Origin of the sequence: Otariodibacter oris, from assembly GCF_009684715.1 — a bacterium.
GTDB classification, from domain to species: Bacteria; Pseudomonadota; Gammaproteobacteria; order Enterobacterales; family Pasteurellaceae; genus Otariodibacter; species Otariodibacter oris.
Window position 1 is genome coordinate 160,801 of record NZ_CP016604.1, and the last position, 17,083, is coordinate 177,883.

At 34.7% G+C, this 17,083-nt stretch carries 11 protein-coding genes; 9 read left to right on the forward strand and 2 right to left on the reverse strand.

The window, feature by feature from the left end; translation table 11 throughout:
* Positions 1-24: 24 nt before the first annotated feature.
* The gene (ydiJ, locus tag A6A10_RS00810; protein WP_121123086.1) at positions 25-3,117 is read right to left on the reverse strand and encodes a D-2-hydroxyglutarate dehydrogenase YdiJ; all 3,093 of its coding nucleotides are present in this window, start codon (positions 3,115-3,117) and stop codon (positions 25-27) included.
* Between the two features lie 581 nt (positions 3,118-3,698).
* Here ydiJ and ompA point away from each other — a divergent pair.
* Positions 3,699-4,790, forward strand: coding sequence for a porin OmpA (ompA, locus tag A6A10_RS00815; protein WP_121123088.1), 1,092 nt, complete (start codon positions 3,699-3,701; stop codon positions 4,788-4,790).
* A 70-nt stretch (positions 4,791-4,860) separates the two neighbouring features.
* On the opposite strand, the gene matP is transcribed toward ompA, so the two are convergent.
* Positions 4,861-5,307 carry a macrodomain Ter protein MatP gene (gene matP, locus A6A10_RS00820; RefSeq protein WP_121123090.1) on the reverse strand — a complete coding sequence of 149 codons (447 nt, stop codon included), beginning with the start codon at positions 5,305-5,307 and terminating at the stop codon, positions 4,861-4,863.
* Between the two features lie 162 nt (positions 5,308-5,469).
* On the opposite strand from matP, the gene A6A10_RS00825 reads away from it, so the two are divergent.
* The 8 genes from A6A10_RS00825 (at position 5,470) to ptrA (ending at position 16,294) form a co-directional block, all read left to right on the forward strand.
* A complete protein-coding gene (locus tag A6A10_RS00825; protein ID WP_121123092.1) occupies positions 5,470-7,101 on the forward strand; it encodes an AAA family ATPase in 1,632 nt (543 codons plus the stop codon).
* A 113-nt stretch (positions 7,102-7,214) separates the two neighbouring features.
* Positions 7,215-7,745 carry a bifunctional 3-hydroxydecanoyl-ACP dehydratase/trans-2-decenoyl-ACP isomerase gene (fabA, locus tag A6A10_RS00830; protein ID WP_121123094.1) on the forward strand — a complete coding sequence of 177 codons (531 nt, stop codon included), beginning with the start codon at positions 7,215-7,217 and terminating at the stop codon, positions 7,743-7,745.
* Between the two features lie 119 nt (positions 7,746-7,864).
* Positions 7,865-8,377 carry a pilus assembly FimT family protein gene (locus A6A10_RS00835; RefSeq protein WP_121123096.1) on the forward strand — a complete coding sequence of 171 codons (513 nt, stop codon included), beginning with the start codon at positions 7,865-7,867 and terminating at the stop codon, positions 8,375-8,377.
* A complete protein-coding gene (locus A6A10_RS00840; RefSeq protein ID WP_121123098.1) occupies positions 8,340-9,047 on the forward strand; it encodes a hypothetical protein in 708 nt (235 codons plus the stop codon). Before A6A10_RS00835 ends, A6A10_RS00840 begins: the two co-directional genes overlap by 38 nt.
* A 55-nt stretch (positions 9,048-9,102) precedes the next feature.
* Positions 9,103-9,702 (forward strand): DUF2572 family protein, encoded by a 600-nt coding sequence (locus tag A6A10_RS00845; RefSeq protein ID WP_170143762.1) that lies wholly within the window; start codon positions 9,103-9,105, stop codon positions 9,700-9,702.
* Entirely contained in the window at positions 9,692-10,006 is a 315-nt protein-coding gene (locus tag A6A10_RS00850; protein WP_121123102.1) for a DUF5374 domain-containing protein, read from the forward strand. The genes A6A10_RS00845 and A6A10_RS00850 overlap by 11 nt, the downstream gene beginning before the upstream one ends.
* A gap of 54 nt (positions 10,007-10,060) precedes the next feature.
* Positions 10,061-13,345 carry an exodeoxyribonuclease V subunit gamma gene (gene recC / locus A6A10_RS00855; RefSeq protein ID WP_121123105.1) on the forward strand — a complete coding sequence of 1,095 codons (3,285 nt, stop codon included), beginning with the start codon at positions 10,061-10,063 and terminating at the stop codon, positions 13,343-13,345.
* Complete coding sequence (gene ptrA / locus A6A10_RS00860) at positions 13,346-16,294, forward strand: pitrilysin (protein WP_418789101.1); 2,949 nt, start codon at positions 13,346-13,348, stop codon at positions 16,292-16,294.
* The last annotated feature ends 789 nt before the right edge of the window (positions 16,295-17,083 follow it).

Consider the following 17,083-nt stretch of genomic DNA (forward strand, 5'->3'; position numbering starts at 1 on the left):
TTCCTTTGTTTTATAAAATAAGTTTTACAGAATACTTAATAGTGCCTGAGCAGGATGTTTTAAAAGTTTATGCTCCATCCGTTTTACTTGGCTTCGGCAAGAGTATCCCGTCGCAAGACAACGTGATAAATTTTTCCCTTGTAATTTTACTTGCCACGATTGCGCATAAATCGCTTTCGACATCACAATATGTTGTGTTTCATGCCCGAATGTTCCTGCCATACCACAACAACCTGTATTTTCGACACTTAATGTTTCCCCAAAGTGTTCAAAAATTTGTTGCCAGATTTTTTGGCTATTAGGCAATGCGGTAGATTCGGTGCAATGGGAAAAAAGATACCACGGTAAGCGGTCAGATTCTATGCCTTTTTTGCGATTTTCAAGCGCACCTTTTTGCAATTGGTCAAACAGCCATTCGTGAGCTAACAACACCTTAAAATCACCATAATCTTGTTTAAGGATATCTTTATACTCTTCTCGATAAATCAAGGTTAATGCAGGATCGATCCCGACAATTGGAATCCCTAATTTTGCAATTCGAGTTAAAAAATCAGCCTGATTTTTGGCTGTCTTAGCAAATTGCTTTAAAAATCCTTTAACGTGTTGTGCCTTACCCGTTGGTTTGAATGGCAACACAATCGGTTTAAAGCCTAATTTTTGGCAAAGCTGGACAAAATCAGCAATTACATTGGCATCGTAGTAAGAGGTAAAAGGATCTTGCACGATAAACAAATATTGGTAAATTTCTGTTGATAACTGGCCGCTTGTGACTTTCTGTTCTAGGCTTTCTAAACTTTCCGCCTGATAGTCAATTTGCTTTAATTGTTTAGCAAGGTTTGGCGACGATAAAGCAGGTAAATCCACCATTCCAATCGTTTTTCCTGCAATTTTTTCGGTAATTTTATTGGCACTAAAAAAGTTAAAAAAGGTCGGCTGTTTTGCCATTAATGGCGCTATAAACTCCAAGTTAGAAACCACATAATCTTTGATTGGACGTAAATAACGTTGATGATACAAGGCATTAAATTGAGCACGGAAAGTCGGCACATCAATTTTAATTGGGCATTGGCTTGCACAGGCTTTGCAGGCAAGGCAAGTATCCATCGCTGCTTTCACTTCGTGGGAAAAATCGTATTCGCTTTTTTTATACAATTGATTGCGTAGTTTTTTCGCAAAATCAACTAACTTGGTTGTTTTTTTCTGTGTATTAAAAATAAGATTATCAGGCGAAACTTTTTGTTCCGTGAGTAAATGTAGCCATTCACGCACTAATGCAGCACGCCCTTTGGGTGAAAAGACACGATTACCTGAGATTTTCATTGAAGGACACATTGTGCTATGCACATCAAAATTAAAGCAGAGTCCATTACCATTACAACTCATAGCCCCTTTGAAAGCATCACGCACTTCAATAGGAATCTTGCGATCAAAGTCGGCTCGCATTGTAGAGTTAATAGGATAAAGCTGGGCTTGGCTATCTAAAGGCGTACAAATTTTCCCTGGATTTAAGCGGTTATGAGGGTCGAATAAGAATTTAATATAACGTAATTCTTGCCAAAGTGTTTCGCCAAAAAAGCGTTCTCCATAGCCAGAACGCATTCCTTTCCCGTGTTCGCCCCAGATTAACCCACCATATTTTGCGGTTAGCTCAACCACTTGATCTGAAATCTGTTTAAATTTAATCACTTGATCTCTGTCGGTTAAATCTAACGCTGGACGAACGTGTAACACGCCCGCATCAACGTGTCCGAACATCCCGTATTCTAAGTGATGATCATCTAATAATTTGCGAAACTCTACGATATAGTCCGCTAGGTTTTCAGGAGGCACACAAGTGTCTTCAACAAAGGCGATAGGTTTTGCCCATCCTTTTGCATTGCCTAATAATCCCACCGCTTTTTTACGCATAGCATAAATTTTTTCGATAGAGGCTAAATCATTGCAAAGTTGATAGCCGATCAGACCGCTTGTCTCTTCTGCAATTTTTTGATCGAGAGCTTGGCAAAGATTGCTGATCAATTGTTCATTTTGTTCTGTATCATTTGAGGCATATTCAACAATATTGATCCCTAAAATTGGGTTATTTTCATCTTCCGTTAAAAGATCAGATACCGAATGCCAGATAATATCTTGCTTAGCTAAATTGAGTACTTTAGAGTCCACTGTTTCAACTGACAAGGCTTTTGCTTCTAACATAAACGGAGCTGAACGTAGTGCCGCATCAAAGGAATTATATTTTACGTTGATCAAGGTGCGGTATTTAGGAATCGGTAACAGATTCAATTTTGCTTCACAAATAAAGGCGAGAGAACCTTCAGACCCGGTTAAAATTCGGGTCAGATTGAATTCTGTTTCATCTTTATTGAATACATTTTTTAAATCGTAACCTGTCAAAAAGCGGTTTAATTGAGGTAACTCTTTTAGAACCGTTGGGCGTAATTGTTTACAGCGTTCAAAAATTTCACGGTGCAGATGCTTACCATTGTTCGATAAATTCAGTGCATCAATATTTGCAGAAAAATTATCAGATCTTACCGCTTCAGTGTCTAATATCTCGCCATTGATCAGTACAGATTTTAATGCCAAAACGTGATCAGAGGTTTTCCCATATTGCAGAGAACCTTGCCCAGAGGCATCAGTGTTGATCATTCCCCCTAGCGTTGCACGATTACTGGTTGAGAGTTCGGGAGAGAAAAATAACCCGTGTGGTTTAAGATATCTATTCAACTGATCTTTCACCACGCCTGCTTGCACTCGTACCCAACGCTCTTTTACGTTTAATTCTAAAATCTGGTTCATATGGCGGGATAAATCGACAATGATATTATTATTGAGTGATTGCCCGTTTGTCCCAGTGCCTCCACCTCTAGGCGTGAAGGTTAAAGATCGAAATGCAGGTTTTTGTGCCAGTTTCGTTAGAATCACAACATCAGCCACTGATTTTGGAAAAAGAATGGCTTGCGGCAACTGTTGATAAACACTGTTATCTGTCGCGAGTGATAAGCGGTCAGCATAATTTGACGCAATATCACCAGAAAAGTGTTGCTGTGTTAAAGCTTTCAGAAAATCTTTAACAGTTGAATTCAGTTTTGGTACATTAGCTAGGCGAGGGATCATAGTTATTTTTATCATTAAAATAAATTGTTGAAATATTAGCAAGATTTAAGATGAGATTTAAGCCTGTAACGATAATTTATCTTATAAATTGAAGAAAAAATTGGCTTATGAGTTTAATTTGGTTATAGTCTTGTAGAAATATTATATAAATATTCTAGCTATAATAACGTATTTATGCGGTAGCTGTAGTTTTTAAGAGCGTTGTTGGTTAATTTTTGCTCAATTAGCTATGTATAAATGGCAATATACTTGAAATTACTATATTTACCTTTATATTTTATTTAAGCGAATGGAAATATAAGAAGTGCTTAAGGTGATCTTTGCTTATTTTTCCCCTAAATATAAATTATTACGAGAATATGATTTATATTGATTGCTTAAAATTTAGCCTTTCATGGAAGGTATTACACTTTTTTACAAAAGTTCCATTTGTATTGAGTTATTTTTTGATAGAATAGATTGGAACTATGGACCTTCTTGGTTTTTGTGTTTAGAAGGCTATTTAACCTCAACACTACTAGTTGTTTTTAAGTGTTGGACAATTTTTATCTCGTAATGACGATAATATGAGGATTATTAAAATGAAAAAATCTTTAATTGCATTAGCAGTTTCTGGTTTAGCAGTTGCTTCAGTACAAGCAGCGCCACAAGCAAATACATTCTATGTTGGTGCTAAGACTGGTTGGGCATCTTTCCACGATGGTTTAACTCAATTTGACGCAAAAGATAATGGTCACGGTAACGGTTTTGGTATTAATCGTAACTCTGTAACTTACGGTGTATTTGGTGGCTATCAAATTACTGATAATTTTGCTGTTGAACTTGGTTATGATTATTTTGGTCGAGTTCGTGGTCATAAAAACTTTTCTGGCAAGAAAGATAAACTTGCTGCGAAACATTCTGCACACGGTACTCATATCAGCTTAAAGGCAAGTTACCCAGTTCTTGCTGATTTAGATGTTTATGGTCGTGTTGGTGCAGCATTAGTTCGTTCTGATTATTTTGAACAAGAGAAAGCAAGAACTCCACGCAAACAAGCTCATAATTTGAAAACTTCTCTTATGTTAGCAGGTGGTGTTGAGTATGCAATTACTCCTTCATTAGCAGCTCGTGTTGAATATCAATGGTTAAGCCGTGTTGGTAATATGGACAAAGGAATTCGTAAAGAAGGAAGAGAGTCAAATACCCAATATAGCCCAGATATCCACTCTGTAAGTGCTGGTTTATCATACCGTTTTGCTCAAGGTCCAGCTCCAGTAGTTGAACCAGAAGTTATTACTAAAAACTTCGCATTCAGTTCAGATGTATTATTTGACTTCGGTAAAGCAAGCTTAAAACCTGAATCAGCAGCTGCATTAGATGAAGCAAATGGTGAAATCAATAAATTAGGTTTAGCTTCTCCAGCTATCCAAGTTAGTGGCTATACAGACCGTATCGGTTCAGATGCATCTAACTTAAAACTTTCACAACGTCGTGCTGAATCAGTAGCTAACTACATGGTATCTAAAGGTGTTAACCCTGCTAACGTAACAGCAGTAGGTTATGGTGAAGCAAACCCTGTAACTGGCAACACTTGTGATGCAGTTCAAGGTCGTAAAGCATTAATTGCTTGTTTAGCACCAGACCGTCGTGTTGAATTACAAGTTCAAGGTTCTAAAGAAATTGTAATGTAATAACTTTTGGAAGTTAGTTTAGTAAAAATGCCCGCTCTCTAAGTGGGCATTTTTTATTATGTGATATGACTTATTTTAAAAGCGATTGTAGATTTTTTTTCATATTATCAATTTGAGAGAGATAAATTTGCTTTTGTTCTAATTCATCAATTAAGTAATGAATACTTTCTGAAAGCGTAAGTTCCATTTGATTAGAAATTTTTGCAAGGCGTTGCCAGCTAGAATATTCTAGGTCAATGGATTTTTTCTTTGTCGATTGTAATTCGGCATTAAAGAAACGTTTTCGCTTTGCTCGAATAGATTGTCTCATCTTTTTTCGTTGCTCAGCAGTCATTTCTTCTTTTACCCATTGTTCAATTTCTTCTGGGGCGTTTTGTAGCGTAATGAGAATTTGAACCTTTAATTCAATTAAGCTTGTTTCTGTATGCTTTGTTATATTTATGCCTTCTCTGTATTTTTTTAATAAATATTGCCATTTCCAGTTAGCTTCTTGAATTTCTAATTTTTGATATCGCATATATCCCTCCTCTTTCCAAGAAGTATAGCGGATGGATTGTTTTTATTAAAGATAGTCGGACTTTATTCTCATTGCTGGAAATTTATGAGATTAACTAATCCACTAATGAATATTAGTAGTGAGATAGGTATAATGAGGAAAAATTTATTTTGAGGCTTTTTTGTGCAGATATCTCCTTTAGCGTGGCAATCTTTAATTCTTGATTATCCTTTTTCTTCAACTGGAAAAAAGGTGAGTTTCTTTGATTTTCAGTCGAAAGCTCAGCAAGCTATTGACCAATTTGTTGTCAGCCATACTGGCAGTTTATTGGTATTAAAAACGGAAACCTTGCCTGAGTTTTTGGTTGAGATTCAGGCAAGATTATCCAGAGAAAACAATAAAACGCTTTTAGCGACAGACTTTAATCGCAATAGCTTATTGGGTTACAGTGTTTTCTTGGAAAAAGATAATAAGATAGAAAACATTGAAGGGGCGTTGCAACAAGTTAATGGGGGGATCCTTATCCTCGATATTCATACTTTGCTGTTGGATGTCGCTCAATGGGATAAATTAAAACAAGCATTATTATTTGGATTTTATGAGCCGATCTCTGCAAATGCTTTACCTCTTTCTCAACCAATGCAGGAGTCTAAATTCAAATTAGTATTGGTGGGAAGTCGAGAAGATATCGCTACATTAGCCACTTATGATGAAACACTCTATCAATTTGCTCAATATGCTGAGGTAGAAACCTATCTTAGATTGGATAACAACACCACTCAACAATGGGGCGATTATGTTCAATCTGTAGCTAAATCTTCCGTAGGTAAATCCTTTTCTACCAAAGGGCTTAATCAACTTTTAGGCTATTATATTCGCGAAAGTGAAAGCCAAGAGATCGTATCTATTTCCCCAACATTACTGAATAAATATCTCGTTGGATTAGCCCAATTCTTTTCTGAGCAAGAGGAATTGGATGATATTAATACTTACTTTGAGTACTTAGAAAAGCAAGCATCTTCTTTCAGTGAATACACCACGCAAGATATTTTAAATCATCAGCTTCGTATTGATACAGAAGGTAAAGCTGTTGGGCAAATTAATGGATTATCGGTGGTAGAGTTTGATGGTGTGCCATTTTCTTTTGGTGAGCCATTACGAATTAGTTGTAATGTACAGTACGGTGAAGGTGAAATTCACGATATCGAGCGAAAAGTGGAGCTAGGGGGCAATATTCACTCAAAAGGGATTTTATTAGCCCAGTCGTGTTTAGCGCATTTATTAGAATTACCAACACAGCTTCCTTTTTCAGCATCGTTAGCTTTTGAACAATCTTATGGTGAAATTGATGGAGACAGCTCTTCACTCGCCATTTTTTGCGCCTTAATCAGTGCATTATCTGCATTACCTTTGCCTCAGTCTATTGCGGTAACTGGCGCTATCGATCAGTTTGGCAATGTGTTAAGCGTTGGGGGAGTAAATCAGAAAATTGAGGGATTTTTTAATATTTGCCAAGCTCGAGGTTTAACAGGCAAACAGGGCGTCATTATCCCTAAAGTATGTATTAAGCACCTCAGTTTAAAGCCTGAAGTATTCACAGCAATAAAAGGCCAACAATTTTTTATTTGGACAGTTTCAGATGTATTTGAAGCAATGACTATTTTATTTGAGCACTATTTTTCTGACAAAGACTTACCTGCAGATAGTGATGAATCATCTATATTCAGTTTAATTCATGAAAAATTTGATAAGTATTCAAATAGTACAGAAACAAGCGGTTCATTCTTTACTAAATTTTGCAAATTTTTACGCTAAACTGCTCGGATAAGTCAGCTTACATCTGTTAGCTTTTTAAAAAGTCTGTTATGATTGGATCGTATATATAGCTATATAGAGTAAAGTTTTACCCATTATTATAGGAAAAAATAATGAACAGTTGTAAACCAATCATTAAATCAAGTTATGATTATCAGGATCTCCTCGCATCAGGTCGTGGAGAGCTTTTTGGTCCAGAAGGCCCTCAGTTACCTGCACCATCAATGTTAATGATGGATAGAATTACTCAAATCAATGATACAGAAGGATTATTTAAAAAAGGCTATATTGAGGCTGAATTAGATATTCATGATGATTTGCCTTTCTTTGGATGCCATTTTATTGGTGATCCAGTGATGCCAGGATGTTTAGGACTAGATGCTATGTGGCAATTAGTTGGCTTCTTCCTTGGTTGGATTGGTGGTAAAGGTAAAGGACGCGCACTCGGTGTAGGTGAAGTTAAATTTACGGGTCAGATTTTACCCTCTTCTAAAAAAGTGATTTATCGAATCAATATGAAACGAGTCATCAATCGTAAACTTGTGATGGGCGTTGCTGATGGTGAAGTGGAAGTCGATGGTCGCATTATTTATACCGCGACAGATCTAAAAGTGGGATTGTTCCAAGATACTACTACATTCTAAATCTAGCTTTCTAGTACAGTCTGCTAGTTTTGCGATACGCATCGTAGAATTACCTATCCAATATTTACATAAAAACTGTTCAGTTTAATATCTTCCCCAATAAATAACGGGGAAGATATATGTATCGTGCTTTTACTCTGATTGAGCTACTGACTGTACTGTCGATTACTTTCATCTCTATTTATTTCATTTCCCCTGTTATTTATCGTTTACAAGATCAGATTATCTTATCTAGTGAAATCGAAAATATAAGATCATTCTTTTATCTTATTCAATCTAAAGCGAGATATACAAAACAAAACTATTCAGTGAATATTAAACAAGATGATAAGAGTTTTTGTATTATTGCTATTAAAAAAATAGATGGGCTATTTAATAAATGTAATTGTTTTTCTATTAATTTATGTGATATTCAATCTGAGTATTTTATTTATCGTAATATTTCAAATGATATTTTATTAAAGAGTAATGGATTATATCCAAAGCCATTCCTAAGCATTGATGGTAGATCGGGTAAATTAGAATCCAAATGTTTAGGATTACGAAGAAATAATGAAGGTAGAGTTTTACAGTTTGATCAGAATGGGCTAATTAATGTTATTCAGAAGAAAAAACGTAGCAAATGTAGTTAAGATAGTTAAACCTGCTTTTAGTATGATAGAAATTCTTATTTCTTTAGCGATAGGAACATTATTGATTTTTTCTTTATCAAAATTTTATAGCCATATTTATATTCAACATTCAAAAAATAATGAGTTATTGAATATTCAAAAGCAAACCCATCAATTATTGGATTATTTCCAGCAACATTTACAACATATCGGCTACCAAGGTGAATTTAGAGAAAAGAGTAATTACTCTTTATTTACTGATAATGGAAAGCCTTATTCTTTAAATTCACCCGATTGTTTTCTCTTTTTATATGATTTAGACAGTGATGGGTGTATTGGGCATCGATACAAAAAAAGAAGTTGTACAACAAAAGTTAAGAATAAAACTAAAGATATCAGTAAAGAGATCTTTGGTTTCAAATTAAAGTCGAAATCAGTTTATATTTTTGAAGATGATTCAATGAGAAATTGTAGAAAAGAAAGATGTAAGCAATTACTTACTCAGTGTCATAAGGGGAAATGGCGTAAATTGACAGCCTTAGCTGATTATGCAGTAGAAAATTTATCTTTTAGATGGGTAGAAGAAGGGAAATTGATGAGAACAGAACTGGCAATGCAATCTAAAAAATATAAAAATATTAAATATAGTGCGGTGATCTATAGCTATATTTTTAATCATATTAATCCATAATATGCGATATAGAGCGAATGTATTGTTTATTTCATTATTTATGATAATGAGTATTATGCTATTTATTTTCTTATCTTATGATTCATTATTAATCAAAGATAGAAAAAGATTAGCAGATTATCATCGCTATCTAAATGATAAGATCAATTTATTGACTATGGTAAATGATAATTATGATCAGCGTTGTCGTTTATCCAAGCAACCACAAAATAATATTGAGTTTGATTATATCAATTATGGATTTAACTGTACTTTCAATAGTATCTTTATCAAACCGAAACCAACAAAAAGTAAATATATTCAGGTGGATAATATCAATGAATGGTTAGACTTAACCACTTATCAAGAACATATACATTATATTGCTTCATTATCAGAACTGCCTCATAGCTCAATAAATGACCCTAAAGTTGTTGTCGCACTCAATGATATTGATGAAAAGCTGAAAAAGAATTTTTACGGTATTGTTATTACCAATCATTATTTTGATATTACAGGCAAGAAAATATATGGTGTTATTTATTCTTCTTATGATAATGCACGAAAAGAGCGTAATTTAACTTATAAAAGGAAAGTGATTGATAATCTCGAACAACAATTATCCACTTGGTATTATTTACCTCAATCAAAAAATATTTTATCCAATGAAAAGTAGAATAAAAACGAAAAATAGAATAAAAGCACAAAGCACTTTAGGTATTCTAGTTGCAATCAATGTATTTGTTATTTTAACCTTGGGCTATATGCACTGGGAATCTTCGTATAATCAAAAAACGATACGAGTGTTTCAAAAACAGCAAGCTCTACAAATTGCAGAAAACCAAATCAGTAGGCTAATGTCGGGTAGAGAATGCGAACAAAACGTGATTCAAAATAATGCCTCTTTTACTATCATTTGTTCTTCTCGCAAAATTAAAGTCAATTATCCCTTGGGAGAGGTAATAATTCAGCCTAATTGATAGATTCTTCATAGTGAAATGGATAAAATAATTTCACCATAAGAGGATGCCGCAATGCTTAATGTCTATTACTCAAACAAACTTGCTCAACAAAAAGATATCTTAATTCAAATATTAAAGAATGATCCCAATCCTAATCCATTTGAACCTGAAACTATTTTGGTTCAAAGTGTGGGGATGTCGCAATGGTTACAACTACAAATTGCTAATGAATTGGGTATCGCGGGCAATGTTGAATTTCCTTATCCTACAAGCTTTTTATGGCAACAGTACCGACTATTATTCCCCAATTTACCCAAAGAGAATATCTTTGAGCCACGCATTTTAGTTTGGCGATTGATGGCATTAATTCCTAAGTTTATTAAAACACCTGCATTCTTATCTCTTGAAAGATACTTACAACAACAAGATCAATTAAAGCTTTATCAACTAGCGATAAAAATTGCTGCACTCTTCGACCAATATTTAGTTTACCGTTCTCACTGGTTGATCCATTGGGAAGAAGGGGATTTACAATCGGTCTTTAATGAAATTAAACAACGCACCTCTAGTCGAGAAAATTATGAGGAAGATATTTGGGGCAGTATTCAATGGCAAAGTATTTTGTGGAATGCCTTAGTGGATGAACTCAAGCAAGAAACAGATGAAGCGGTTTTTTCAACCTCTCATCGTGCTTATTTGCAACAACGCTATTTTGAAAAACTGGATAATCTCACTTCAGCGGAAAAAAATAAATTACCTAAACGTATTTTCATTTTTGGTATTTCTTCTTTACCGCCTTCCCAACTTGCCGTATTAGAAAAATTGAGTGAGCATTGCCGTATCTATCTCTTTTTTACAATGCCAACCAATACATTTTGGGGGGATGTGATTGAAGATCGTGTAGTGGAAAAACTCGCATTGAAATCACATTTGCCTAAATTGAAAAACCTCGATTTATTAGATTATCAAGGTAATCCGTTATTAACAACGTGGGGCAAACAGGGCAAAGAATTTCTAAACTCTCTACTTGAACAAGATATTCAAGGCTATGATTTTTTCTATGATGAAAAGAAAGAGCAAATTAGTCTATTAAATCGCGTACAGCACTCTATTGCTGAATTAGAACACGACTTTGAATTTGAGCTATTAGAAAATGATCGTTCAATTCAAATTCATTCTTGCCACAGTAAAATGCGGGAAGTAGAGGTCTTACATAATCGTTTATTGCAGATTTTTGAGGAAAATCCCGACTTATCTCCGACAGATATTGTGGTAATGTCGCCTGATATTGATAGTTATGCGCCTTATATTACCGCTGTGTTTTCTCAGTACAAATTTGATAGTAAGAAAAATCTGCCAGATCCTCGTTTTATTCCATTTTCTATTTCCGACCAAAAAATCAGTAATGTGAATCCGATTATTGAAAGTTTTTTAAATCTGCTCGCAATTAAAGACAGAAAATTTACGGCGGAAGAAATTTTAGATTTTCTGGAGATTCAAGCGATACGAGAAAAATTTAATTTTAGCGAAGAAGATATTACCCTGTTAAGAGATTGGATTGTTCGAGTAGGAATTCGTGCAGGTTTAGAAAAAGATCATCCTGAATGGGAAAATTATAACTCGTGGGAAAATGGACTCAATCGTCTATTGCTTGGCGTTAGTTTAAAATCAGAACATAATGCTTGGCAATCTATTTTAGCATTTGATGAAAGCTACGGATTAGGGGCAGAACTTGTTGGATCACTTGCAAAATTTATCGAGGATCTGACCGCTTGGGTTCAGGTGCTACAAAATCCGCAATCTATTGAGAGCTGGAAAGAAAAGCTTAATCATTTACTCCAATCTTTTTATGCCGATGATGCAGAAAATACCGAATCATTGTTGTTATTAAGTCAAACTGTAGAATCCATTACCGATCAAATTAAACAAACTCAATTTGAGGAGGCCATTGATATTGATGTTTTATATCAAGTCTTTGAGCAAGCCTTGAATGACACTCGTAGCCATATTCAATTTTTAGTGGGGAAAGTGAATTTCTGTACAATGTTACCAATGCGAGCCATTCCATTTAAAGTGGTGTGTTTATTGGGAATGAATGAGGGCGAATTTCCTCGTCAGCAAACATTGAATAGTTTTGATCTGATGCAATATGCCCCACAAAAAGGCGACCGTGCTAAACGTGATGATGATCGTTACTTATTCCTTGAGGCTCTGCTCTCAACGGAACAGATTCTCTATATCAGTTATATTGGGCAATCACTTACTGGTGGTGATAAGAAACCGCCATCAATTTTAGTCTCTCAATTGCAAGATTTTATTGTACAGAATTTGCAAAATAGTGATGCGTTCAACATTTGTGAGCATCCTATGACGGTATTTAGCCCGAAAAATTTCACCGGAAACAATGTCTCTTACGACAAAGAATGGATTGAGGCTAAATATCAAAATACTGATCAAAAAAAATCTACTTTCCTAAGTACCTTGGTGAGACAAGAAGAGGATTTACCCAATGAAATTGAAATTAGGGATTTAATTGCTTACCTTCAATCGCCTGTTAAATTTTTCTTCCAGTATCATCTTGGTGTGAGATTTGACGATCAAGAAACCCTTATTCCAGAATCGGAACATTTTGAATTATCTCATTTAGATCAATATTTATTATTGGACGATTTGCTCAATGTGAATGAAGATGAAGTAGCACAATTCTTTGAAAATGAAAAACTTAAAGGCAATCTACCCGCTTGTCACTTTGCGGATTTAGCTAAAAATAAACTTGTAGCAGATATTACCCAATTAAAACATTCTCTTAGCCATTATATTGGGCAAGAAAATCAATTATTAGAAATTGATTTTTCACTGAAAATTGGGGAGAACGATATTCGCTTAATTGGACATATTCCAAATTTATTTGGCAATGAAATTGTACAATGGCGAGTGGGTGGATTAAGAGATAAAGATACTATTCAAGCTTGGGTCTATTATTTATTGCTTTGTGCCACAGGAAAGCAAGAGATTGATTTCAAATTTTATTTCAGAAAGGACGATCAGGCAGGTTGTTTATCTTTCAATGAGGTCTCACAAGCAGAAGCTATCGCACAGTTACAATGCTATCTTACTGATTATCTGGCGAGTTTTAGCCAATTAAAATGGGCAGTAACGGAAGGCTTTGACTATATCAAACCAAACCCGAAAAAGAATGAAACCTCAACGGAAGCAGATTGTCGAAGTAAATTACTAGATTCTAACGATATTTATATTCAGCGTGTTTTATCCCAATCAAGTGATATTAATTATGCTGATATTCATCAGCGCACTCAAGATTGGTTTGAACTGATGTTAAATAAAAAAGGACAATAAATAATGCATAAATTTTTTGGCTATTCTTTATCTGCCACTCTCGTATTGAGTGTAATTTCTTCTACATTCGTTTATGCAGAAGAAACAAACTCAGTAAAGACAACGGAAACTCAAACAATCAAGCAAAATTCGGGCTTTAGTGTTATTCAAACAGAAATTAAAAAAAGCCCAACAGATAATGCGATTTATCAAGGAATTAAATTAGACAACGGAATGGACGTGTTGCTGATTTCCGATGAAAAAGCCAATAAGTCCTTAATGTCTGTGGGGATTGGTATCGGTTCAATGGAAGATCCAGTCAAGCAACAAGGTTTAGCTCACTACCTTGAACATATGATTTTAATGGGATCAAAAAAATTCCCAGAAACCAATAGCCTAGATATTTTTCTCAATAAAAATGGGGGCTATAACAATGCCTACACCGCATCTGACCGCACCATTTTCTATCTTGAAGTGAATAATAACGCTTTTGATGAAGCGGTTGATCGCTTTGCTGACACGTTTGCAGAGCCATTATTGTCAGAAAATAATGCCAAAAAAGAGATCAATGCCGTCAATGCGGAGATGGTTCGAGCAAAATCTAATGATGGATTTTTAATTCACGATGTCAATTTAGCTACCGCTAATCCAAACCATCCGATCACGAAATTCGCTGTGGGTAATAAAGAAACACTATCCGACAAAGAACGCAGTAAATTGCAAGATGAACTGGTTTCCTTTTATCAACGTAATTATTCATCAAATCTGATGAAAGCAGTACTGTATTCTAACCAACCTATTGAAAAATTAGCACAATTAGCCAGTGAACATTTAGGTAAAGTGAAAAATAAACATTTACCCGCACCTCAAATGGATATGCCATTTTTCAGAGATCAAGATAAAAGTATTCTTGTGCAATATAAGCCTGTTCGCCCGCAAAAAATGCTGATTATGTCCTTTGATATGCCAGAAGATAAGGCGGAATTTAAACATAAAACAGGCGAATATTTATCTTATGTGTTGGGGAATAATACAGAGGGTACACTATCAGATTATTTAATCAAACAAGGGCTTTCTGATAGTGGGGTACAAACGGATTCTTCCGCTGATGTGAGCCGAAATCGAGGGGATTTTTCCTTCTATATTGAATTAACGGACAAAGGCTTGGCGGAAAAAGACAAAGTCATTTCCCTAGTCTTCCAACAAATTGAAAAAATCAAAAAAGACGGGATTCAGCAAAGTTATTTTGGCGAAGTGAAGGAAAGTCTAAAGCAAGCCTTTGAACATTTACAAGTCGAGAAAAGTGGGCAATATGTTGCACGATTAACGTCACAAATGTTGAGTTATCCTTTGGCGGATATTATCGATCAAGCTTATGTCGCAGAAGATATGGATGTCAAAGCTGTTCAAGATAAACTTGATTTAATGACGGTTGATAACGTACGAATTATGGTGATCGACGATAAGGCAACAACGGATAAGAAAACACGCTATTTTGAGGCTCCGTATGCCGTGAGCAAAATCAGCGATGCACAAAAACAACAATGGTTAGATTTTTCCGATAATCCTCAGTTGCAGTTGCCTGAATTAAACCCTTATTTTGCGACCGATTTTTCAGTTAATAAAGATGTTGAATCTCGTGAAATTCCAAAAGCGATTGAGCGTAGCCAAGGCGAAGTGATTTATGCGATGCCGAGCCAATATTTTGCTAATGAGCCAAAAGCAATTATGTCTATGGCATTTGATATTTCACCTGAAATTGATGATTTGAAACAAAGTATGAGTGCCGTTTTACTCGGCTATATGAATGATTTATCGCAAAATAAATTAGACTTTCAAGCATCAGTGGCAGGAATGAGTGCAAGTGTTTCCACAAGTGAAAATGGACTCAATATCAGTGCCAGTGGTTATACGCAACACTTAGCTAAATTAGTCAGCGATACGCTACAACAATTTAGTCAATTTGATTTAACAGAGGATAATTTACGCCAAGCGAAACAGCGTTATATAGAGTCTTTAGATGGATTAGATGCACAGAGTGCCTTAAATCAAGCGGTTAGATCATTACGAAGTTTTGCAAATTATCCTTATTTTGAAGTAGATAAACAGCGTGCAACGATTGAAACGATCACATTACAAGATATTGCACAATTACGTGAAAAATTATTGACGAAAACGACGGGCATTAGTGCATTATCCGTAGGAAATCTTTCAGATGACCAAGTGAAAGGCATCATAAATTCAGCTGAAGAGGTTATAAAAAACGATCATTCAAAATTAGATCTGGGTCGATACCTCGATATTAACCAAAGTACACGTAAATTAAGTTATATCAAAACGATTCCTCACGAAGATAATGCGCTAAGCATTGCTTATTTTCCGAAGGGATATGAGGAGTTAGATGGACTTAGCCGATCTTTACTGTTAAAAAATATCATTTCACGTTGGTATTTTGATGATTTAAGAACGGATAAACAGTTAGGTTATGTGGTACAGGCGACGAATACCCGAATCGGTAAAACCTCTGGGCTACAATTTTTAGTACAAACGCCAACTGTTTCAACGGCTAATGTGATGGAACATAATCAACGTTTCTTTGGTGATACGTTAGCGAAACTAAAAGCAATGTCAGATGAAGAATTTGAGAAATATCGCAGTAGTTTATTGGAAGTTTTACAATTTAAACCTGAATCACTTTCACAAGAATTCAGCCAATTTGTCTCAGATTTTGCACGAGATAATGAGAAGTTTGATCGCAAAGATCAGGTTATCGAATTAGTGAAAAAGATGACTAAACCAAATATTGTCGATTTTTATCAAGATGCAGTAATCGATCAAACGGGTTTAGTTTTTGCTAGTCAAGCCATTGGTAAAAATGAAAACATTAACCAACCTGCGAAGTTTGATGGTTTTGATAAAGTCACTGATATTGAAGCGTTACAAAAAGAATTTGAGATAAAATTCTATTGATTTTCAGTTAAGGTTTTTTCTTATTTTTTAATTAAAGAGGTTATTATGGTCAGCTCGATTGATAAGCTACAAACAGGAATGGTATTAAGTAGGTATGAGATGTTCTCTTAATAACTCTACATTGATTATTATTTCAGAACATACAAAATCTTTATATCAAGCTTATTGGTCTTGGGATCAAACTTTAAAGGGAAATCAAAATAAAATACTAGCTGAATCAAATACTAATGTTGAAGTTAAAAGACCTATATGAAAAAAATGTAATTCAAGTTGTAGCGGGTATTTTGGTTTTTAATGGGAAGTACTTAGTTGTACAACTAGGGGATTCCAAATGGAGTTACATCAGTTATAAATTAGTATTTTCTGAATGAAAAATAGAAAAAGGAGGAGACTGTAGAAACTAAGGAAAATCATTTACGACGAGAGCTTAAGGAGGAGCTTGATATCTGTGGATAATTTTTAAGATTTTTAGATATAAATATTATTGCCTAGATTTTGATACCTAGATATGTAGTTTTGGTTTTTTGCTTAATCATAATCCGAGCATTTAATATGAAAGGAATATATAAAAAATTCGAGTTGTTCAATATAAGTTAAACTGATCCTAATTAACTATTCTTCCCCTCTTATTGATTAATAAATATAAACAAATTTTAACAATTCCTATTCAATCTACCATGATTATACATGACTCATTCTTGCTAAAATTTAAAATACGGTTTAAATGAGTATTACACTTTCACATATTATACGGTTTCATGAACTTCAATTTTATGATACAGCTAATAA

Excerpts from the sequence above, each read along its gene's own strand:
- matP (WP_121123090.1), bottom strand. The coding sequence starts at position 5,307 with ATGCGATATCAAAAATTAGAAATTCAAGAAGCTAACTGGAAATGGCAA.
- A6A10_RS00835 (WP_121123096.1), top strand. The coding sequence starts at position 7,865 with ATGTATCGTGCTTTTACTCTGATTGAGCTACTGACTGTACTGTCGATT.
- A6A10_RS00850 (WP_121123102.1), top strand. The coding sequence starts at position 9,692 with ATGAAAAGTAGAATAAAAACGAAAAATAGAATAAAAGCACAAAGCACT.
- fabA (WP_121123094.1), top strand. The coding sequence starts at position 7,215 with ATGAACAGTTGTAAACCAATCATTAAATCAAGTTATGATTATCAGGAT.
- recC (WP_121123105.1), top strand. The coding sequence starts at position 10,061 with ATGCTTAATGTCTATTACTCAAACAAACTTGCTCAACAAAAAGATATC.
- A6A10_RS00840 (WP_121123098.1), top strand. The coding sequence starts at position 8,340 with ATGTTATTCAGAAGAAAAAACGTAGCAAATGTAGTTAAGATAGTTAAA.
- A6A10_RS00845 (WP_170143762.1), top strand. The coding sequence starts at position 9,103 with ATGCTATTTATTTTCTTATCTTATGATTCATTATTAATCAAAGATAGA.
- ompA (WP_121123088.1), top strand. The coding sequence starts at position 3,699 with ATGAAAAAATCTTTAATTGCATTAGCAGTTTCTGGTTTAGCAGTTGCT.
- ydiJ (WP_121123086.1), bottom strand. The coding sequence starts at position 3,117 with ATGATCCCTCGCCTAGCTAATGTACCAAAACTGAATTCAACTGTTAAA.